At 34.0% G+C, this 21,401-nt stretch carries 16 protein-coding genes and 1 other RNA gene; 2 read left to right on the plus strand and 15 right to left on the minus strand.

The window, feature by feature from the left end:
* Window positions 1–25 precede the first annotated feature (25 nt).
* The 5 genes from alaS to CM54_RS04980 all read right to left on the minus strand — a co-directional run bounded on the left by alaS (window position 26) and on the right by CM54_RS04980 (window position 8,479).
* Complete coding sequence (alaS, locus tag CM54_RS04960) at window positions 26–2,656, minus strand: alanine--tRNA ligase (RefSeq protein WP_037549326.1); 2,631 nt, start codon at window positions 2,654–2,656, stop codon at window positions 26–28.
* A 339-nt stretch (window positions 2,657–2,995) separates the two neighbouring features.
* Window positions 2,996–5,446, minus strand: coding sequence for an SF1B family DNA helicase RecD2 (recD2, locus tag CM54_RS04965; RefSeq protein ID WP_037549327.1), 2,451 nt, complete (start codon window positions 5,444–5,446; stop codon window positions 2,996–2,998).
* Between the two features lies 1 nt (window position 5,447).
* Window positions 5,448–6,116, minus strand: a complete 669-nt coding sequence (locus CM54_RS04970) for a tetratricopeptide repeat protein (RefSeq protein ID WP_037549328.1) — start codon at window positions 6,114–6,116, stop codon at window positions 5,448–5,450.
* Between the two features lie 102 nt (window positions 6,117–6,218).
* Entirely contained in the window at window positions 6,219–7,337 is a 1,119-nt protein-coding gene (mnmA, locus tag CM54_RS04975) for a tRNA 2-thiouridine(34) synthase MnmA (RefSeq protein WP_002436098.1), read from the minus strand.
* Window positions 7,337–8,479 (minus strand): cysteine desulfurase family protein, encoded by a 1,143-nt coding sequence (locus CM54_RS04980; RefSeq protein ID WP_037549330.1) that lies wholly within the window; start codon window positions 8,477–8,479, stop codon window positions 7,337–7,339. Before CM54_RS04980 ends, mnmA begins: the two co-directional genes overlap by 1 nt.
* A gap of 260 nt (window positions 8,480–8,739) precedes the next feature.
* Here CM54_RS04980 and CM54_RS04985 point away from each other — a divergent pair, with 260 nt between their 5' ends.
* Entirely contained in the window at window positions 8,740–9,735 is a 996-nt protein-coding gene (locus CM54_RS04985; RefSeq protein WP_037549332.1) for an LLM class flavin-dependent oxidoreductase, read from the plus strand.
* 53 nt (window positions 9,736–9,788) lie between these two features.
* Here CM54_RS04985 and CM54_RS12535 read toward each other — a convergent pair whose 3' ends face one another.
* The gene (locus CM54_RS12535) at window positions 9,789–9,929 is read right to left on the minus strand and encodes an SAS049 family protein (RefSeq protein ID WP_002436115.1); all 141 of its coding nucleotides are present in this window, start codon (window positions 9,927–9,929) and stop codon (window positions 9,789–9,791) included.
* 348 nt (window positions 9,930–10,277) lie between these two features.
* Window positions 10,278–10,700 (minus strand): cysteine metabolism transcriptional regulator CymR, encoded by a 423-nt coding sequence (gene cymR / locus CM54_RS04990; RefSeq protein ID WP_002436108.1) that lies wholly within the window; start codon window positions 10,698–10,700, stop codon window positions 10,278–10,280.
* Between the two features lie 83 nt (window positions 10,701–10,783).
* Here cymR and CM54_RS04995 point away from each other — a divergent pair, with 83 nt between their 5' ends.
* Entirely contained in the window at window positions 10,784–12,052 is a 1,269-nt protein-coding gene (locus CM54_RS04995; protein WP_030064671.1) for a replication-associated recombination protein A, read from the plus strand.
* A 96-nt stretch (window positions 12,053–12,148) separates the two neighbouring features.
* On the opposite strand, the gene CM54_RS05000 is transcribed toward CM54_RS04995, so the two are convergent.
* The 8 genes from CM54_RS05000 to CM54_RS05030 form a co-directional block, all read right to left on the minus strand.
* A complete protein-coding gene (locus CM54_RS05000; RefSeq protein WP_002435982.1) occupies window positions 12,149–12,922 on the minus strand; it encodes a tRNA threonylcarbamoyladenosine dehydratase in 774 nt (257 codons plus the stop codon).
* Between the two features lie 110 nt (window positions 12,923–13,032).
* A non-coding RNA gene (gene ssrS, locus CM54_RS12335) (6S RNA) lies at window positions 13,033–13,223 on the minus strand.
* Between the two features lie 285 nt (window positions 13,224–13,508).
* Window positions 13,509–15,275, minus strand: a complete 1,767-nt coding sequence (gene aspS, locus CM54_RS05005) for an aspartate--tRNA ligase (protein ID WP_037549336.1) — start codon at window positions 15,273–15,275, stop codon at window positions 13,509–13,511.
* A gap of 15 nt (window positions 15,276–15,290) precedes the next feature.
* Window positions 15,291–16,553 carry a histidine--tRNA ligase gene (gene hisS, locus CM54_RS05010; protein WP_037549338.1) on the minus strand — a complete coding sequence of 421 codons (1,263 nt, stop codon included), beginning with the start codon at window positions 16,551–16,553 and terminating at the stop codon, window positions 15,291–15,293.
* A 387-nt stretch (window positions 16,554–16,940) separates the two neighbouring features.
* Complete coding sequence (locus CM54_RS05015) at window positions 16,941–17,816, minus strand: N-acetylmuramoyl-L-alanine amidase (protein ID WP_002436126.1); 876 nt, start codon at window positions 17,814–17,816, stop codon at window positions 16,941–16,943.
* Window positions 17,813–18,265, minus strand: coding sequence for a D-aminoacyl-tRNA deacylase (gene dtd, locus CM54_RS05020; RefSeq protein ID WP_030064674.1), 453 nt, complete (start codon window positions 18,263–18,265; stop codon window positions 17,813–17,815). The genes CM54_RS05015 and dtd overlap by 4 nt, the downstream gene beginning before the upstream one ends.
* A 13-nt stretch (window positions 18,266–18,278) precedes the next feature.
* Window positions 18,279–20,468, minus strand: a complete 2,190-nt coding sequence (locus CM54_RS05025) for a RelA/SpoT family protein (protein ID WP_037549340.1) — start codon at window positions 20,466–20,468, stop codon at window positions 18,279–18,281.
* Between the two features lie 409 nt (window positions 20,469–20,877).
* Entirely contained in the window at window positions 20,878–21,396 is a 519-nt protein-coding gene (locus tag CM54_RS05030; RefSeq protein WP_002453394.1) for an adenine phosphoribosyltransferase, read from the minus strand.
* Window positions 21,397–21,401: the final 5 nt, after the last annotated feature.

Consider the following 21,401-nt stretch of genomic DNA (forward strand, 5'->3'; position numbering starts at 1 on the left):
AATTCTACAATATTATGAAATTAAGTTATAGATTTTTAATGTAATCTTTAATGAAGTGTAATGCTTCTGTTATGTTTTCAGGTTGTGTGCCGCCACCTTGAGCCATATCCGGACGACCACCGCCTTTACCACCTACGATAGGTGCCATGTTTTTTATAATGTCTCCTGCTTTAACTTGATCTGTAAGTGATTTAGGAACAGTAGCTATTATGGAAACTTTACCATCAACATTACTTGCTAACACAATAATCGTGTCTTGTAACTTAGATTTAAAATCATCCATCGTTGAGCGTATCGCTTTAGCGTTTGGAACTTCAACTTCAGTTGCTAATACTTTCAAGTCATTGATAACTTCAACTTGGTCTTCAACATTTCCCATTTTAAGAGAGGTGATTTCTTTGTTACGTTGTTCTAATTGTTTAAGTAATGATTTTTCTTCTTCTTGTAACTGAGTTACTTTACCAACTACTTGTTCATCTGATTTGACTTTAACATGATTTTTAATGGTATTAAATTTAGACTGAATATCTTCGAGATAAAGGAAAGCAGATTTTCCTGTTAACGCTTCGATACGTCTAACTCCTGCACCAGTACCAGATTCACTTACAATTTTAAATAAACCAATTTCTGCAGTATTACTTACATGAATACCACCACATAATTCGATAGAAAATGGAGCCATATTTACTACTCGAACAATATCACCATATTTTTCACCGAAGAGAGCCATTGCCCCCATAGATTTGGCTTCATCTATACCCATTTCTTGAATACGAACATCAATGCCTCTCCATATTTCTTCATTCACTCTTCGTTCAACTTGATCTAATTCTTCTTGCGTCATTGGGCCGAAGTGCGAGAAGTCAAAACGTAATCGATCTGCTTCTACTAATGAACCTGCTTGGTTTACGTGATCACCTAATACTTCTTTTAAAGCAGCATGTAATAAATGCGTAGCACTATGATTCTTTTGAATTGCACGACGGTCTTCTTTATTAACGCTAGCATCCACTTCTGCTCCAACTGTAGCTTGTCCATATTGCACAATACCTTTGTGTAGATTCTGACCATTTGGTGCTTTCGTCACTTCAGATACTGCAATTTCAAATTTATCATTTCCAATTGTACCTTCGTCTGCTACTTGGCCACCACTGACAGCATAAAATGGCGTAGCTTTTAGTGTGAAATAAACAGTCTCTCCAGCCTCCACTGACTCGACTTCTTCACCATTGTATATTAAATGCGTGATTATAGATTGGTAATCAGTTGTTTCATATCCAACAAATGTACTATCATCAGTAATATTTTTTAGCACTTCACTTTGTATTTGCATAGATTGAGAGCTTTGACGTGCTTGTCTAGCACGGTCTCTTTGCTGTTGCATTTCATTTTCAAAAGTAGTCATATCAACTGATAAACCTTCTTGAGTTGCTAATTCTTCGGTTAATTCTACAGGGAAACCATAAGTATCATACAGTTTAAATGCATCTTCCCCTTTAATTTCATGATTGTCTTTTTTAGCTTTTTCAATTAACTGATTTAGAATTGATAAGCCTTCCTCGAGTGTCTCATGGAATCGTTCTTCTTCTGACTTAATCACTCGTTTAATAAAATCGGCTTTTTCTTTGACATTTGGATAATATGGTTCCATAATTTCAGCAACAATATCCACAAGTTTAAACATAAATGGTTCATTAATACCTAGTGATTGACTAAATCTAACTGCACGACGTAATAAACGACGTAGGACATATCCACGCCCTTCATTTGCAGGTAATGCACCATCAGCAATAGCAAACGCAATGGTTCTAATATGATCTGCAATAACTTTAAATGCTACGTCTTGCTCTTCAACTTCTAAATATTTCTTTCCTGAAACATTTTCAACTTCATTTATAATAGGCATAAATAAATCTGTTTCATAATTTGTTCTGACATTTTGTGAGATTGAAGCCATACGCTCTAATCCCATGCCAGTATCAATATTTTTATTAGGAAGTGGTGTATACGTATTGTCTTTATTATGATTAAATTCACTAAATACTAAATTCCATACTTCTAAATATCTTTCATTTTCTCCGCCAGGATACATTTCTTCAGCAGGATCATTCTGACCATATTCGTCACCACGATCATAGAAAATTTCTGTATTAGGTCCCGATGGCCCTTCGCCAATATCCCAGAAGTTACCTTCGATTCGAATAATACGAGTTTCATCTAAACCAATATCTTCATTCCAAATTTTATAAGCACCCGTATCTTCTGGATGAATTGTTACATATAATTTTTCTGGTTCCATACCCATCCATTTCTCACTAGTTAAGAATTCCCAAGCGAATTCAATTGCTTTTTGTTTAAAATAATCTCCAATTGAGAAATTTCCAAGCATTTCAAAAAATGTATGATGTCTCGCTGTAAAGCCAACATTTTCAATATCATTAGTACGAATGGCTTTTTGTGAGTTTACAATTCTTGGCTTTCTTGGCGTCTCGCGACCATCAAAGTATTTTTTTAGTGTTGCTACACCTGAGTTAATCCATAGTAATGAATCATCATCAATAGGTACAAGTGGTGCAGAAGGTTCAATCATATGACCTTTTTCAACGAAGAAATCTAAATATTTTTGTCTAATTTCACTAGCTTTTAAATTTTTCATCTATAGAACACTCCCTTGGGAAATAAGTATTTAATAAAGAAATACGAATTTTAACTTAATGATAATCACACGAAAAATAAAAAACGTTCATCCACAAAGGGACGAACGTTATCGCGGTACCACCCTAGTTATAAGAAAAATAATAGTAGCTATAAAAGAAACTATTTATAACTTAATTAAATTTCTTACCACTTAAAATTACGTATTCTCTATGACATAAAGTAGCGTTCGGTAACATTGATTGCACTTTACACCAGCCAGTACATCTCTAAAATCAACATGTTACTTACTCATCTTTATGTGAACTTAAGTTTATTTTATTTATTTTAATGACGAATGTCAATGCTCGGCAAAATCGTAAGGCGTCATTTCTCCCATATTAATCATAGGATCAATTTTAAATATAGTGGTTTCACTAAGAACAATGTCATTTTGTGGTGCGTCAGTTGTTGCGCTCTCTTCTTCAGTTTGTGTAGTATCATTTTTTTCAGTGCTATTTACAGATGAATGACCTGAACTACCTATAACTTCTTGCTCATCACCAAAATAAGATTTTAATAAGTGATTCAACTGAGTTAAACGTTCTTGGCCTTTTGTCTTCAGTCCTATATCAAATGCTTGGGGATCCCCTAGTAAAACAAGTGATTGCTTAGCACGGGTCAGACCCGTATAAAGGATAGGTCTTTGTAACATACGAAAGTATTGTTTAACTATAGGCATAATAACAATTGGAAATTCTGACCCTTGAGATTTATGAATAGATGTACAATAAGCATGAGTAAGTTCAAGTAAGTCTTGTCGAGTAAAGGTAATTTCATTTCCTTCAAAATCTACTACTATTACATCTTTATTAAGAGCATTTTCTTTAGCCCAAAATATGCCTACAATTACACCAATATCACCATTAAATATATTGTCATTAGGTCTATTGACCAACTGAAGTACTTTATCTCCTTTACGAAATACAACATCTCCGAATTCAATTTCACGACTATCTTTTTCCTTTGGATTTAAAATAGATTGTAATACTTGATTGAGACGTTTTATTCCTGCATTACCTTTATACATAGGAGCAAGGACTTGAATATCACTCATATTATACCCCTTACTCACTGCACTTTTAACAACTTTATCTACTACATCAGGTATTTGGTCTGAAGTACAGTTAATGAAACTGCGATCGTGAAAACGTTGAGTTATATCTATGGGTTCGCCTACTTTCATACGATGTGCTAAATCAACAATACTTGAGCCATCCTGTTGGCGATACACTTCCGTAAGATTAACACGCGGAATTCTTTTAGAATCAATGAGGTCTTTAAACACTTGACCCGGTCCAACTGAAGGGAGTTGGTCTTCATCTCCTACAAATACAATTTGAGCATCTAATGGAACAGCACTTAAAAATTGATGAAATAACCATGTATCTACCATAGACATTTCATCTATAATGATAAGCCGTGCATTAATTTCATTATCTAAAATATCTTCAGGTTGTGTTTCTTGATTCCAACCTATTAAACGGTGAATTGTCATTGCTTCTAATCCAGTAGATTCCTGAAGTCTTTTAGATGCGCGTCCAGTTGGTGCAGCAAGTACAACTGGATAATCATCCTCGTTGTAATCATCATAATCTAATGATAATCCATGTATTTCTGCATAAAGCTCTACGATGCCTTTAATGACAGTAGTTTTACCAGTACCGGGACCACCAGTAAGAAGCATCACTTTTGAATTGATTGCCGTCTCTAAAGCTTCTTTCTGTGAAGTTGCATAATTTACTTGATTTAGTGACTCAATTTCACCAATATGCATTTGTAAATCTGATTGTTCGATTTCTTTTAACTTTTTATTATTAGTTAGAATACGATAAAGATTTTGAACACTCTTTAATTCCGAATAATACAAACTTGGAATTGAAACTTGTTCTTCGCTTTGAATCAATTTTTTCTCTTCAGAGAGTTGCTCAATCTTTTGCTCTAGCATTTTAGTAGAAATAACAACTTCAGAGCTATCGTTAAGCATAGTTTGCGTTGATTCAATCACATATGAATTAGGCAAATATGTATGTCCTTGTTTGATACATTCTTCTTCAAGTGTATAAAGCAATCCTGCTTTTAAACGCTCTTCAGAATCTGCTGCAATACCAATGTTTCGCGCTAATTGATCAGCTTTATTAAAACCTATTCCTTTAATATCATAAACGAGTTGATAAGGATTTTCGTCTAGTATTTTCAATGTATCTCCCATATAAAACTGATAAATTGCCATTGAAAGTTTAGGACCAAATCCTAAATCATGTAACCGAATCATTATTTTTTCTGATTCTTGATTCGAACTTATTTGTTCTGCAATCTGCTTTTGCTTTTTCTTAGGTAAACTAGGGACTTTTTCTAACACTTCAGGATTATTTAATATATCATTGATTGCATTCTCGCCTAATGAATTAACAATATTTTGAGCAGTTTTCTTTCCTATTCCTTTAAATAAATCACTAGATAAATAACTAATAATTGCATCTTTGGTTTGTGGAAGTTCCTTTTCAAAAGTTTCAGCTTTTAATTGTTTACCATAACGTGGGTGGTCGACAATTTGCCCTTTAAACGTATAGACGTCTCCTTCAACTACATTTGGAAGAAACCCTACAACAGTTGGCATGCTATCAAAGGACTCATTCGTTTCAATCGTGTCTACTTTAAGAACTGTATAGAAATTATCATTATTTTGAAATAATATAGCATCTACAGTACCTTTGATCATTGATTTATCAAAATGTGTAGGGTCAGACATGTTACTCCTCCTCTTTCATCGTCTTAAACGTTTTTAAAGCGTGTTGACTTAATAAATGCTGTTCATCAATAGAAACTGCTTGTTCAAAATAAGCAATAGCTTCATCAACATCTTCTTTTTTCATATAGCTTGCTAGGCCGAGATTATATATAGCATCTACATGTTCAGGGTCAATTTTTAATACGTGATTTAACTGATTAATGGCTTGTTCAAACATTTCGAGCTGGCATAAGACAAGTCCATATTGAAATTGAATCTCAACATCATCGTTATCATCTTTTTCAGCTGCAGTCATCAAGAATGGTAATGCTTCTTTAAAAGCTTCTAATTGGTTAAATGACATTCCAATCATATAATTACAATCTACAATAGCTACATTGTTTTTTAATGCCTTTTGATATAATTTAATTGCTTCTTTAAAGCGACCTTGATTATAGTAAACATTCGCTAAATTATAATATACAGCACCATTAGACGGATCAATAGTAATCGCTTTTTGGAAGAAACGCTCGGCTTTTTCTATTTCTCCTGCATCAGATAACACAATTCCTGCATTAATGTAGTTTTCAACTGCATTAGGATTTTCTTCAATATTATCGAAAAGTGCTTTTAAAGCATCTTCGAACTTACCATCTTTAATATATTGATAAATTTGATTCTGTTCATGCATCATTCGTACCTCGTTTCTAAATAATTATAACATGCTTAAAAAATAAAAACCGTTAACCCAAAGATAGTCATCTTATGAATTAACGGTATTCAAGTTCAAGGTTTAAACTACGTAACTAAGTTGACCTTCATTTTTGTATACATCATCTATAGTAGCTCCACCTAAGCAGACTTCTTCATTGTAAAAGACAACCGCTTGTCCAGGAGTAATTGCGCGTACAGGTTGGTCGAAAGTTACACGAATTGAAGATTCATCCTCTTTTTTAACGAATACTTTTGTATCTTTCTGACGATAACGGAATTTCGCAGTACATTCGAAACCATGCTCTAAGTCAATTTCATTTTCATTAACAAATGAGAAATCTGAAGCGATTAAGTAATCACTATATAAAGCATCATGATGGAAGCCTTGCTCAACATATAATAAATTGTCATCTAAGTTTTTACCTACAACAAACCATGGATCTCCATCTCCACCTATTCCTAAGCCATGACGTTGTCCAATTGTATAATACATTAAACCGCTATGTTGTCCCATTTTTTTACCATCTAATGTTACCATGTCACCTGATTGTGCTGGTAAATATTGCGATAAAAATTCCTTGAAGTTTCTTTCACCAATGAAACAGATTCCTGTAGAATCTTTTTTCTTGGCTGTAGCTAAATCTTGTTCTTCTGCGATTCGTCTAACTTCACTTTTTTCAATGTCACCAATTGGGAACATAACTTTAGAAAGTTGTTCTTGTGATAGTTGGTTTAAAAAGTAAGTTTGATCTTTATTATTATCTACACCGCGTAACATTTCTACATGCCCATCCTCGTGTCGACGTATACGAGCATAATGTCCAGTTGCGACATAGTCAGCACCTAATTTCAAAGCATGCTCTAAGAATGCTTTGAATTTAATTTCTTTATTACACATTACATCAGGATTTGGTGTGCGTCCTTTTTTATATTCATCTAAAAAGTAAGTAAATACTTTGTCCCAATATTCCTCTTCAAAGTTAACTGCGTAATATGGTATACCAATTTGGTTACATACTGCAATGACATCATTGTAATCTTCTGTGGCGGTACATACACCATTTTCATCAGTGTCATCCCAGTTCTTCATAAAAATACCTATAACGTCATAACCTTGCTCTTTTAATAGGTGTGCAGTTACTGAACTATCAACACCTCCAGACATACCAACGACTACGCGTATATCTTTATTTGACACTATGATTCCTCCTTAAATTTATGATAAATTTTATGAATTTCGGCTACTATATATTTAATTTGTTGTTCGTTCATTTGTTCATTAAAGCTAAATCTAACAGAATGTTTTGCACGTTCTTCATCTTCAAACATTGCTGCTAAAACATGTGACGGTGTTGTAGAACCTGCTGTGCAAGCTGACCCAGATGATACGTATACATTAGAAAGGTCTAGTAGAGTTAACATTGTTTCAACATCAATAAATGGGAAATAAAGATTTAAAATATGACCTGTTGAGTCTGTCATAGAACCATTAAGTTCGAACGGGATCGCACATTCTTGCAAACTAACTAAGAATAATTCTTTTAAATTCATTAAATGAACATTATTTGCGTCACGATGTTGAACTGCTAATTCCAAAGCTTTAGTAAGTCCAACTATTTGAGGAACATTCTCAGTACCAGCTCGACGTTTCGTTTCTTGTTCCCCACCTAGCTGATTAAATTCAAGCGGAGTATGGTCCTTTACTAAGAGTATACCAGCTCCTTTAGGGCCCCCAAATTTATGTCCAGTTACACTCATAGTATCAATTTTGAAATCATGAAAGTCAATTTCTAAATGACCAATAGCTTGTACAGCGTCAACATGGAATAACGCATTAGTTTCAGCAATAATGTCCTCAATGTCATACATATTTTGAACAGTACCAACTTCATTATTAACAAACATAATTGATACAAGAATTGTTTTATCTGTGATTGTTTCACGTAATTGATCTAAATCAACCGCTCCAGTATCATCTACATCTAAATATGTTACGTCATAGCCTTCTCGTTCAAGTTGCTCAAATACATGTAAAACGGAATGATGTTCAATTTTAGAAGTAATAATATGATTTCCTAATTGTTCATTCGCTTTTACTAATCCTTTGATTGCAGTATTATTAGATTCCGTAGCACCACTTGTAAATATCACTTCATGAGGTTTTGCACCTAATAGTTGTGCAACTTTTCGGCGTGATTGATCTAAATATTTACGTGCATCTCTACCTATTGAGTGAATAGAAGATGGATTACCATAATGTTCTTTATAGATTTCCATCATTGCATCAACGACTTCTGTTTTTACTGGTGTGGTCGCGGCATAATCTGCATAAACTTCCATGTGTGGACACTCCTCGTCATGTTATCAATGTTCCTATAATAGCACCAATACTTGCTTTTTTCTACCTTTCTGTTTATGGAAAGAATTTTTATTTCTATAATATTTTAACATCTTAAATAGTAATTTTTCGATGATTAATCTTTAATGAAACTCATTTTCCAAAAAGATGAAACCTTTCTATGCATGAGCATATAAATGTTGCATTCAATATTCAGTTGTTATACTTCAACTATTAAATTGTCATGAAAGGAAGCTATAAAATGAAAGATATTAAATTATCAGCATTAAATCTTGTACCTATTAGAGAAGGTCAAGACGATAAAGACGCTATTAATGACATGGTTAAATTAGCTCAAGGTTTAGATGAATTAGGTTACGAACGTTATTGGATAGCTGAACATCACAACGCTCCAAATTTAGTTAGTTCTGCTACGGCATTACTTATTCAACATACTTTAGAACATACGGAAAGAATTAAAGTAGGTTCAGGTGGAATTATGTTACCTAATCACGCACCACTTATAGTGGCCGAACAATTTGGCACGATGGAAACACTTTTCCCACATCGCGTTGATTTAGGTTTAGGTCGCGCGCCTGGTACAGATATGATGACTGCTAGTGCATTAAGACGTGACCAACATAATGGTGTATACCAATTTCCTGAAGAAGTCGAACAACTAGAGAAATACTTCGGACCGGGAAATCAACAAGCATATGTAAGAGCTTACCCTGCTGTAGGTAAAAATGTTCCTCTATATATACTAGGCTCTTCAACTGATTCTGCTCATGTGGCTGCTAGAAGAGGATTGCCATATGTATTTGCCGGACATTTTGCGCCTCAACAAATGAAAGAAGCTATTCAAATATATAAAGAGTTATTTGAACCTTCTGATGTGTTAAGCGAACCTTATGTCATTGTATGTTTAAATGTGATTGTTTCAGATACAGATACGCATGCTGAATATTTAGCAAGCACAATGGCTCAAGTAATGGTGAGTATTACAAGAGGCAGAATGCAACCTGTTCAACCACCAACTGATGATTTAAAAGGATTACTTACTCCGAGAGAATATGAACTAGCTAAACAACGTTTCAGTGGCTCTTTAATTGGCTCAGAGGATTCTGTTAAGCGTCAACTTGAAGGCTTTATAAAGGAATATGGAGAAATTGATGAGCTAATGGCAATAAGTTACATTTATGACCGAGATAAACAACTTGAATCTTATCAAAGATTACAAAAAGTAATTCAGTCATAATATAAAATAAAGGGAGGGCGTCTGCCCTCCCTTTATAACTGTATGGTTAAGACTTATTTGTCGTCTTTGTCTTTTTTGTCGTCGTCTCCGCCACCAGTGTATTCGTTAATTTTATCTTTTGCTTTGTTAACTTGTTCGTTATCGCTATCCTTGAATTTTTCTGCTGCTTCTTTTGCTTTATCCATGAAACTCATAAATAATAGCTCCTTTCGAATTTGAAAAATTATTTTTTGCTTATTAATAAGGTCACTTGCTTTATCTTTGACATTTACAACGAATTCATTCGTTTCGCCATAAGCACTATTTTACGGACCTTCACTTTCAAGTTCTTGGTTGATGGTAGCATTTCCAATTGACTATTTGACGTTAGCTTAAGTTTATTTAAACTTAATTTCGTCTGCCATACTTACTACCTCTTCGATGTATTAATTGTTATACCACTTGAAAATGAGGATAAACATTATTAATTAAATTTTTCTATAAAAATTTAGGATTTATGCGATTAATGAGTATAATTCTAACTTAAATAGATTACTAAAATGTTAAATATAGAACATATAGCCATCTAAATCTTCATTGGTTTCTTTATAATCAGCAAGATATTTTAAAGTTGTGTTATCTAACACATCTCGAACTGAATCTCTCATTCTCAACCATAATTGTTTCTGTGCAGGTGGTTCAGATTCAATACTTTCTACAAACGTAATCGGACCTTCAAGTAAGCGAATAATATCGCCTGCTGTGATTTCATCAGCTGGTACTCTAAGTTGATAACCACCTTTAGCACCACGCACACTTCGAATTAATCCAGCATTTCTTAAAGGGCCGACTAATTGTTCAAGATATAAATCACTTAGTTTATTTTCTTCAGCAATAGACTTTAAAGATACACAACCTTGACCTTCTCTTTTAGCAAGAGAAATCATCAATGTTAATCCGTATCTCCCTTTTGTTGATATTTTCATTGTATAACCTCACTTAATTCGAATTATATATTCCCATTCTATCATTTTTTACGTTAAGATAATATTAGAAAGGTGTGACAAATGTGAGTACAGAACCTCTAGCGTCTCGAATGAGGCCTATGAATATAGATGAGATTATATCACAACAGCATCTCGTTGGTCCTAAAGGAATTATTAGAAGAATGGTTGAGACTAAACGACTTTCTTCAATGATATTTTATGGACCTCCAGGTATTGGTAAAACGAGTATTGCCAAAGCCATTTCTGGAAGTACACAGTTTAAATTTAGACAATTAAATGCTGTTACAAATACTAAAAAGGATATGCAAATGGTTGTTGAAGAAGCCAAAATGTCTGGCCAAGTCATCTTGCTACTTGATGAGATACACCGTTTGGATAAAGCAAAGCAAGACTTTCTTTTGCCTCATTTAGAAAATGGCAAAATTGTCTTGATAGGAGCCACTACGTCTAATCCATATCATGCGATTAACCCAGCTATCCGTTCTAGAGCTCAAATTTTTGAACTTTATCCTTTAGATGACCATGATGTAAGAATTGCACTTGATCGTGCAATTGAGGATAGTGATAGAGGTCTTAAAAGTTATCATCCTATTGTAGACGAAGATGCTATGGAGTACTTTTCCACTCAAAGCCAAGGTGATGTAAGAAGTGCCCTAAATGCTTTAGAGTTAGCAGTTCTAAGTGCAGAGGTAGTTGAAAACCAACGTCACATTACATTAGATGATGCTAAAGATTGTTTACAAAAAGGTGCTTTTGTGAGCGATAAAGATGGGGATATGCACTATGATGTAATGAGTGCTTTTCAGAAATCAATTCGAGGTAGTGACGTTAATGCAGCATTACATTATTTAGCACGACTTATTGAAGCTGGCGACTTACCTACCATTGTAAGGCGTTTATTAGTCATTAGTTACGAAGATGTTGGCCTAGCTTCACCCTCTGCGGGGCAACGAACATTAGCGGCAATTCAGTCAGCTGAACGTCTTGGATTTCCTGAAGCTAGAATTCCACTTAGCCAAGCTGTGATAGAACTGTGTTTATCACCTAAATCTAATTCAGGAATCACAGCTATAGATAGTGCTTTGAGTGATATCAGAAAAGGTTTAGTAGGACAAATACCAGACTATTTAAAAGATGGTCATTACTCTGGCGCTAAAGACTTAGGAAGAGCAATTGGCTATAAATATCCTCACAATTATGAAAATGGTCACGTCGTGCAACAATATTTACCAGACAAACTTAAAAATAGAATTTACTATGAACCTAAAACAACGTCTAAGAGTGAGCAACAATTTAAAGATGTTTATGAAAATTTATTAAACAAAAAATAAAAGTTAGCTATATTCCAATAATAAGATAGTTGAATAGTAGTTATATGCAACTTCTGTTCAATCTATCCTATGGAATATAAGCTAACTTTTTTGAGGTTACTGACCTTTATCTTTAATACGTCTAACTGGAATATCTTTTAAAATATCATTAATAACATAGCTTGCACATATGAGTCCTACCACACTTGGTACAAAGGCGTTAGATGAAGGTGGCATTTGACCTTTACGATTAATCGCATTTTTATCGCCAACAGTTTCTTTTACATCTTCACGAATCACAATTGGACTTTCATCAGAGAATACGACTTTGACTCCTTTTCTAATGCCTTGTCTTTTTAATCTATTTCTAATCACCTTGGCCATAGGATCTGTATGCGTTTTAGAAATATCTGCAATTTCAAAACGTGTAGGATCCGTTTTATTTGCTGCACCCATACTTGAAATCATATCAATTCCACGCTCTAGACATTCTTTCATAAGGTGTACTTTATAAATAATGGTATCACTCGCATCAATAAAGTAGTCTATATGATAATTATTAAAAATTTGTTCATATGTTTCTTCTGTATAAAACATATGAAGCGACGTTACTTTACAATCTGGATTAATCAATTTAATTCGCTCTTCCATAAGCGTGACCTTACTTTGACCTATCGTAGATGTTAATGCATGAATTTGTCTATTAACGTTTGTAATATCAACATCATCTTTGTCAATAAGTATAATATGACCAATATTTGTTCTAGCAAGTGCTTCTGCAGCGAAAGATCCGACTCCTCCGATACCAAGAACTGCTACAGTTTTATTTTTTAATAAATCTAAGCCTTCTTGACCAATTGCCAATTCATTTCTGGAAAATTGATGTTTCATTCTATACTCCTTTATCAAACTAAACCTTAATTAGCTTTTCATTTATATATGTATATTCATCATTGTAAAAATTCACATAAAAATACGCAAGACCGAAGTCTTGCGTATCGATAGAGTCCGTAGGTGCCGTAGTTGTAAATAGCTTGATCATTCGGCCTGCTATATACAGGTGGGTGCCCTGTTTCTCGTTTTGCAAGTCCTCCTATAGAGGCGTGTGCGCTGCGAGAAAACCTATTGGGCTCCCTGATCAAAGAGTGTTAGGCCCAAATAAAAAGCAAACTTACGTACACCACAGATGACTATCTTATGAAATAATCTTACCACAAATTCGAATTTAAAGAAATTTTTAAACTCAAAGTATCAACTTTTTTATGTCTAAATTTTTAACTTTAGTAAGCGGTATTGAGTTTTCATCTAGGTCCACATTGCTCGTGGGATTTCTTTTTGAAATTCTTTATGTTGGGGCCCCTTTGTCCCGACTTGCATTGCTCGAGGGATTTCTTATCGAAATCCTTTGTGTCGGGAGCCTAACCCCAACTTGCATTGCTCGTAGAATTTCTTTTTGAAATTCTTTATGTTGGGGCCCCTAGTGTCTGATTCGTAGTGAGAGTTCTTCTAGTTGTTTGTCTGATACTTCTCCTGGTGCGTCTGTTAATAGGCAAGTTGCTGATGCTGTTTTAGGGAATGCGATTGTATCTCTTAGGTTTGTTCTGTTAGTGAGTAACATCACTAGTCTGTCTAATCCTAATGCTATACCGCCGTGTGGTGGTGCACCGTATTTAAATGCATCAAGTAAGAAGCCGAATTGTTCTTGTGCTTGTTCAGTAGAGAACCCTAAAACTTCGAACATTTTTTGTTGTAATTCACCATCATGTATTCTTATTGATCCCCCACCAAGCTCATAACCATTTAATACGATATCGTATGCGTTTGCTTGAACATTTTCAGGTTCAGAATCTAGTTTCGAAATATCTTCTTGTTTAGGAGATGTGAATGGATGGTGTGCAGCAACATAACGTTTAGCATCTTCATCATATTCAAGTAATGGCCAATCAGTTACCCATAAGAAGTTTAATTTAGACTCGTCGATTAATCCTAATTCTTTGGCCAATTTAATACGTAATGCTCCTAAACTTTGAGCAACCACACTAGGTTTATCGGCTACAAACATAACTAAATCACCAGGTTTAGCTCCAGTCAATGTTTTTAATGTTTCTACATTAGCATCTTCAAAGAATCTAGCGATTGGGCCACTTAAGCCATCTTCGACTACTTTAACCCAAGCTAATCCTTTAGCACCGTAAATATTTACAAATTCAGTTAATGAATCCATATCTTTACGTGTATATTGATCCGCAGCACCTTCAGCAACAATTGCTTTAATTTCGCCTTCATTTTCAACAGTATCTTTAAAGACTTTGAAATCCATGTCTTTACCTAATTGAGATACATTAATGAGTTCCATATTAAAGCGTGTATCAGGTTTATCTGAACCATATCGGTCCATAGCTTCAGCGTATGTCATACGTGGGAACGGTCCCTCTACATCGATACCTTTAACATCTTTAACAACTTTACGTAACATCTCTTCGCCCATTGAAATAACGTCTTCTTGATCAACAAAACTCATTTCAATATCTACTTGCGTAAACTCAGGTTGACGGTCTGCACGTAAATCTTCATCACGGAAACACTTAACGATTTGATAATATTTATCAAAACCACTTATCATTAATAATTGTTTAAACAGCTGAGGTGATTGAGGTAAAGCGTAAAATTCACCTTCATGAACACGTGAAGGTACTAAATAGTCACGAGCACCTTCTGGTGTAGATTTAGTTAATACTGGCGTTTCTATATCGAAGAAGCCATTATCATCTAAATATTGACGAATTGAACGTGTTGTTTGATGTCTCATTTTGAAAGTTTGAGCTAATTCTTGTCTACGTAAATCTAAATATCTATATTTTAAGCGGATGTTCTCGTCTACATTGACGTTTTCTTCGTTAATTGCAAACGGAGGCGTTTCTGACTTATTAATAATCTCTATATTTGAAACTTGAACTTCTACTTGACCTGTTTTAATTTTAGGATTAATTGTTTCTGGGTCACGTTTAGTAACAACACCTTGTACTTCTACAACATACTCAGAACGTACTGTTTCAGCTACTTTTAAGGCCTCTTCTGAAAAGTCCGGATTGAAAACGATTTGAACAATACCTTCACGATCTCTTAAATCTACGAAAATTAATCCTCCGAGATCACGGCGATTGTGTACCCATCCTTTTAAAGTTACCTTTTCATCTAATAAATCTTCTGTGACTAAACCACAATATGTTGTTCTCTTACTCAAAGTTATACTCCCTTTCTACTTTTTAAAATAATTAATTAACTGATCAAGTTGTATATTTTCTGACTCTCCTGTAGTCATATTTTTAATTGCAATGGAATTATTCTCAAGTTCTTGATCGCCAATAACAATTGTATATTTTGCATTTAATCTATCGGCTTGTTTCATTTGTCCTTTAATTTTTCTATTGAGATAATCTTTATCAGCTTTCACATCATTTTTTCGTAAGTCATTTAAAAGCTTCACTGCATAACGATCAGCTTCCTCACCCATCGTTACGATAAATAAATCAAAGTTTTCTTCAATATCTAACTCAATACCTTCTTCTTCTAGTGCAAGTAAGAGTCTTTCAATACTTAAAGCAAATCCAATACCTGTTTCACTTGGTCCATCTAATAACTGTAGTAAACCATTATAACGACCGCCACCGCATAATGTAGTGATAGCTCCATCATAGTTTGGATTATCCATCATAAGTTCAAATGCTGTGTGGGTATAATAATCCAGACCTCTTACTAGATTTGGGTCTTCTACGTAAGGAATATTTAAGTCATCTAAATGATGTTTTACTTGTTCATAGTATGCTTTAGAATCGTCATTAAGATAATCCGTTATACGAGGTGCGGTTTTGATTGCTTCTTTGTCTCTGTCAATTTTACAATCTAAAATACGCATCGGATTTGTGTGCAAACGAGATTGGCAGTCTGAACAAAACGTATCAATAACAGGTTCAAAATGGTTAACAAGCGCTTCGTTATATTCTTTTCGTGATTCACTATCACCGATACTATTAATAACGAGTTTAAGATGTTTTAAACCAAAAGATTCGTAAATGTGCATTACCATAGCTAAAACTTCAGCATCTATACTCGGATTTTCAGCACCAATCGCCTCTACACCAAATTGATTAAATTGACGATAACGTCCTTTTTGTTTACGTTCATATCTGAACATAGGACCGTTATAATATAATTTAACAGGTTGATTAGGATTACCTTGCATTTTATGTTCTATATAAGAACGAACAACCGCTGCAGTACCTTCAGGTCGTAAAGTTAAACTACGATCTCCTTTGTCTTTAAAGGTATACATCTCTTTTTGAACTACATCGGTAGAATCGCCAACACCTCTTGCGAATAGTTCAGTACTTTCAAATATAGGTGTGCGAATTTCTTTATAATTATATAATTCCATGAGTTCATCTAATTTATTCTCAATGTGGCGCCATTTGATTGAATCTTCAGGTAAGATATCTTGTGTGCCTCTTGGAATCTTGATCATATCATTGTCTCCTTTGTCGTTAGTTTCAGAATAGGTCATCATGACGACTAAGGTGATGATTATACCCAATTAAGAAAATAAAAAGTCCCTTGTATAGTTTAAAACTATACAAGGGACGTAATAACCGTGTTGCCACCCTAATTGATCAGTCTCTTAATAAGAGCTTGACCCACTCAATACGCTTAACGTGCGTAAGCCGACATTAGTTTCCTAAAGTACCTCTTCTTGTGTTCAAGAATTAAACTACTCAGTACAATCTTACAGCCTAGGATTGTATTTCTACGCAATACTTTGCTACCTTTTTCGTTTAATCTTTCAAGAATAATAATGGTTTTATTTATAAAGTTCATTAATTATGATAACGAGTTTTATTTTAATTTGCAAGTTCTATGATGAGAAATATTGTTTAAGACCATCAACTACTGCTTGCTCTACGACATGACGATGTAGTTGGTCTTTAATCATATTTTCATCGGTTGGATTACTAATATATCCGAGTTCTAACAATACAGCTGGCACATCAGTTTGTCGGAGTACTTGATAATTCTGTTGTCGCGCACCTCTATTAGTAAGCAAGGCTTTTTTCTGGATATTAGAATTTAATGTTTGAGCGAGCGATTCTTGATTATCTTGTAACCAATAAACGGTTGCACCGTTAGCATTAGAGGAATCTAAAGAGTCATTATGTATACTGATAAATGCGTCGCCTTTAATATTTCTATCATCTAAAGACACATATTTATCTGTGGTGCGAGTCATTTTGACTTTGGCACCTTCTTTTTCAAGTAATTTTTTAAGTTCTTTAGCAGTTTTCAAAGTGTAATTCTTTTCTAAACTTTTAGAGGGGGTGTTACTTGATGCACCCTGGTCACTACCACCATGACCAGGATCAAGTACAATTGTTTTACCTTTAAGAGGATTAGAAGCTTTAGAGTTGTCAGCATGTATATTTAAGTTTGTATGCCAACCGGCAACCCAGCCTTTTTCTGTTCCAGCCCGATTTTGGACTTCTATCCATTTACCTTGTTTATCTACTTTCTTAAAGCTATCACCTTTTTCAATTTTGTAAATGATAGGATAGGCTGCATTAGGACCTGTTCTTAATTCAGCATTTTCAGTGATTGTAATCTGACCAGTATCCTCATCACCTTGATTGAGAAACATAAATAACAAGATAATAAATAGAATGAATGCTATGACTACTACAAGTGTAAGCCAATTTTTTAGGCCATGTCGTGTTAACCAAGCATCTATTTTGTTCATAGAATTTTTCCATCCTGTGATTCATAGATTATAGTAACAGGACCATCGTTGTTAATTTCAACATTCATGTGTGTACCAAATTCGCCTGTTTTAACAGTTAAACCGTATGATTCTAATTCCTCATTAAATCTTTCATAAAGTTGTTTCGCTTCTTCAGGGCTTTTTGAATTTGAAAATCCAGGACGATTACCTTTTTTAACATCTGCATAAAGTGTGAATTGAGATACAGATAAGATTTGTCCATTAACTTGTTGTATATTAAGGTTTAATTTGTCATTTTCATCTTCAAATAATCGAGCGTTAGCAATTTTTTTGGCAACGATTTTGATATCTTCTTCAGTAGAATCTTTGCCTACACCTACTAGTAAACAAAATCCTCTCTCGATTTCATTATCGATAGAATCATTTATTACTCTCGCATGTTTAACTCTTTGTACAATTATCTTCATTTCTTTTGCACCTCTAGTTCCAAACTCTCGATACTGTATATACGTCACCTAGTTGTTTTATCTTTTCAACGACGCGATAAACATCGTTAACATTTTTCACCATCACGCTAATATTTATCACAGCATTTTTGTCTACATCAGAACGACCTGAAACTTTAATTAAACTACCTGCTGTCGAATTAACAGCTTGTAGCACTTCATTAAGTAAACCATTTCTATCGTATGCTGTCACTTCTAAATCAACTTGATAACGTTGAGTTGAATCTTTAGATTTAACCCACTCTACAGAAATCAACCGGTCTGTCTCGTTTTTTATATTTGGACAATCTGTACGGTGAACTTTTATACCGTGACCTTTGGTGATATATCCTACAATATCATCACCAGGTATAGGATTACAACATTTTGACAGTTTGATAAGGACGTTTTCTAACCCTTCAACATATACACCACTGTCAGTATTAATATCTTCTTTAATAGGAACTGATTTTGTAACTTCTTGGGCTTCATTTAAAGCTTTCTGTTTATCTAATATTCGTTGTTTTTCAGTTAGTTTATTAACAATTTGTACGGAAGTTACGCCACCAAATCCTACAGCCGCAAATAAATCCTCGTCGTTTGCAAAATGATACTTATCATTTACAACCTCTAAATTCTTTTCGGTTAAAACATCTTCAACACGGAATCCCTGTTCCTTTATTTCTGCTTCAACCATAAATTTACCTTTTTCAATATTTGAGGAGCGGTCTTGTTTTTTAAAGAAACTTTTAATCTTACTTTTCGCACTTGAAGATTTTACGATTTTCAACCAATCACGACTCGGTCCATATGAGTGTTTACTGGTACGTATTTCAATGATATCACCTGTTTGTAGTACATAATCAATAGGTACAATTTTGCCATTTACTTTTGCACCGATCATTTTATTACCTACTTCACTATGTATGGCATAAGCGAAATCAATAGGCACTGCTCCATATGGCAATTCAATAACGTCACTCGCAGGTGTAAACGCATAAACTTTATCGCTTTGTAAATCGTATTTTAAAGACTCCATAAATTCTTGAGCATCAGTGGAGGTATGATCTGTTTCAGCTAGTTCTTTTAACCAATTAAGTTTGTTTTGGAAATCTTGAGTTTTCTCATTAACCGTTTTTCCCTCTTTATAAGCCCAGTGAGCCGCTACACCGTGTTCGGCAATTTCATGCATTTCATATGTTCTAATTTGTATCTCGAGTGGATCACCATTAGGACCTACAACTGTAGTATGAAGAGATTGATACATATTTTGTTTTGGCATAGCTATATAATCTTTAAACCTACCCGGCATAGGTTTCCATAATGTATGAACAAGACCTAAAATGGCGTAACAATCATTAATTGAATTAACAATGATACGTATAGCTAATAAATCAAAAATTTGATCAAATTGTTTTTTCTGTTTCATCATTTTACGGTAAATACTATAAATATGTTTAGGTCTACCATTAATCTCACCAGAAAGGTTCATTTTATCCATTTCTGCTTCAATTTTGTTTATCGCATTATCTATATATGCTTCTCGTTCACTACGTTTTTTCTTCATTAGATTTACAATACGGAAGTATTGGACGCTATCAATATATCTTAATGCTGTATCTTCTAATTCCCATTTGATTGTGTTAATACCTAAACGATGTGCAAGTGGAGCATATATCTCCAAAGTTTCCTTTGAAATTCTGACTTGTTTCTCTCTAGGCATTGCTTTCAATGTTCTCATATTATGCAGACGGTCTGCTAACTTTACTAAAATAACTCGAACATCTTTAGCGATGGCTATAAATAGTTTTCTATGGTTTTCAGCTTGTTGCTCTTCTTTAGAGCGATATTTAACTTTTTTAAGTTTTGTTACACCATCTACAATACGAGCAACCTCTTCATTGAACATATCTTTAACATCTTCAAATGTATAAGGCGTGTCTTCTATGACATCATGTAGAAAGCCGGCTACGATTGTAGGCCCATCGAGTCTCATCTCAGTTAATATACCTGCAACTTGAATAGGATGCATGATATAAGGTAAGCCATTTTTTCTAAACTGACCCTGATGGGCTTCATAAGCGATGTGATAACTCTTAAGTACATATTCATATTCACTTGCCGATAAATATGATTTAGCTTTATGAAGAACCTCATCCGCACTATATGGATATTCGTTGTTCAAATTATGACACCCCACTCAAATTTATTACTATTACATACCTTAGTATTTAAACGCTAAATAAACGAGTTAATTTATTTGCTTTTATAGGTTTTTGATTTTGAAAATTAAAATATAATATATTTGTAAAATTCTGATTATATAAAATCTATGCCCTTATCTATACAATAAGTAATACTTACTTCCACTTTACTATAACTTTTACCCTAACTTAAATAAGGTAGTTCACTTTAATTTAAATAATAGTTCTATGATACTACAATTTTTTAAATAAATAAACGTGGGTAGACTTTAAATCTTACAATCTATTTATTAAATTTCGCTAAGGTAAGGTTATTTTTGGAATATAAAAAAGCTATATCCTGTATTAAAATTTAAATAATACAAGATATAGCTTTGAACATAACTTTAGTTATTCATCATATGAAATAAGACTCATGACATCATAATCTTTTATCTTTTCAATACCATGTAGATATTTTAATTCGATAATAAATGCAATACCTACAACGATGCCACCTAATTTCTCTACAAGTTTAATTGCCGCTTCAATTGTACCACCCGTAGCGAGTAAATCGTCTGTAATCAACACACGTTGACCTGGTTTAATCGCATCTTTGTGCATAGTTAAAATGTTTGTACCGTACTCTAAACTATATTCATAACGAATAACTTCTCTAGGTAATTTACCTTCTTTACGCACAGGAGCAAATCCAATCCCCATAGAGTATGCCACTGGACAACCAATAATAAATCCTCTAGCTTCTGGCCCTACTACAACATCAACATCTCTTTCTCTCGCATACTCCACGATTTGATCAGTCGCGTATCCATATGCTTTACCATTATCCATAATTGTAGTTATATCTTTAAAACTTACTCCCGGTTTTGGCCAATCTTGAACTTCTGAGACATATTGTTTTAAATCCATTAAAT

It is taken from the genome of Staphylococcus sp. TE8, from assembly GCF_000692055.1.
Lineage (GTDB): Bacteria > Bacillota > Bacilli > Staphylococcales > Staphylococcaceae > Staphylococcus > Staphylococcus capitis.

Coding starts and splice junctions, on each gene's coding strand:
- CM54_RS05000 (WP_002435982.1), bottom strand. CDS start 12,922: ATGAAACATCAATTTTCCAGAAATGAATTGGCAATTGGTCAAGAAGGC.
- CM54_RS05030 (WP_002453394.1), bottom strand. CDS start 21,396: ATGGATTTAAAACAATATGTCTCAGAAGTTCAAGATTGGCCAAAACCG.
- CM54_RS12535 (WP_002436115.1), bottom strand. CDS start 9,929: ATGAGTTTCATGGATAAAGCAAAAGAAGCAGCAGAAAAATTCAAGGAT.
- dtd (WP_030064674.1), bottom strand. CDS start 18,265: ATGAAGATAATTGTACAAAGAGTTAAACATGCGAGAGTAATAAATGAT.
- alaS (WP_037549326.1), bottom strand. CDS start 2,656: ATGAAAAATTTAAAAGCTAGTGAAATTAGACAAAAATATTTAGATTTC.
- hisS (WP_037549338.1), bottom strand. CDS start 16,553: ATGATCAAGATTCCAAGAGGCACACAAGATATCTTACCTGAAGATTCA.
- CM54_RS04985 (WP_037549332.1), top strand. CDS start 8,740: ATGAAAGATATTAAATTATCAGCATTAAATCTTGTACCTATTAGAGAA.
- recD2 (WP_037549327.1), bottom strand. CDS start 5,446: ATGTCTGACCCTACACATTTTGATAAATCAATGATCAAAGGTACTGTA.
- CM54_RS04970 (WP_037549328.1), bottom strand. CDS start 6,116: ATGCATGAACAGAATCAAATTTATCAATATATTAAAGATGGTAAGTTC.
- CM54_RS04980 (WP_037549330.1), bottom strand. CDS start 8,479: ATGGAAGTTTATGCAGATTATGCCGCGACCACACCAGTAAAAACAGAA.
- CM54_RS05015 (WP_002436126.1), bottom strand. CDS start 17,816: ATGAACAAAATAGATGCTTGGTTAACACGACATGGCCTAAAAAATTGG.
- cymR (WP_002436108.1), bottom strand. CDS start 10,700: ATGAAAATATCAACAAAAGGGAGATACGGATTAACATTGATGATTTCT.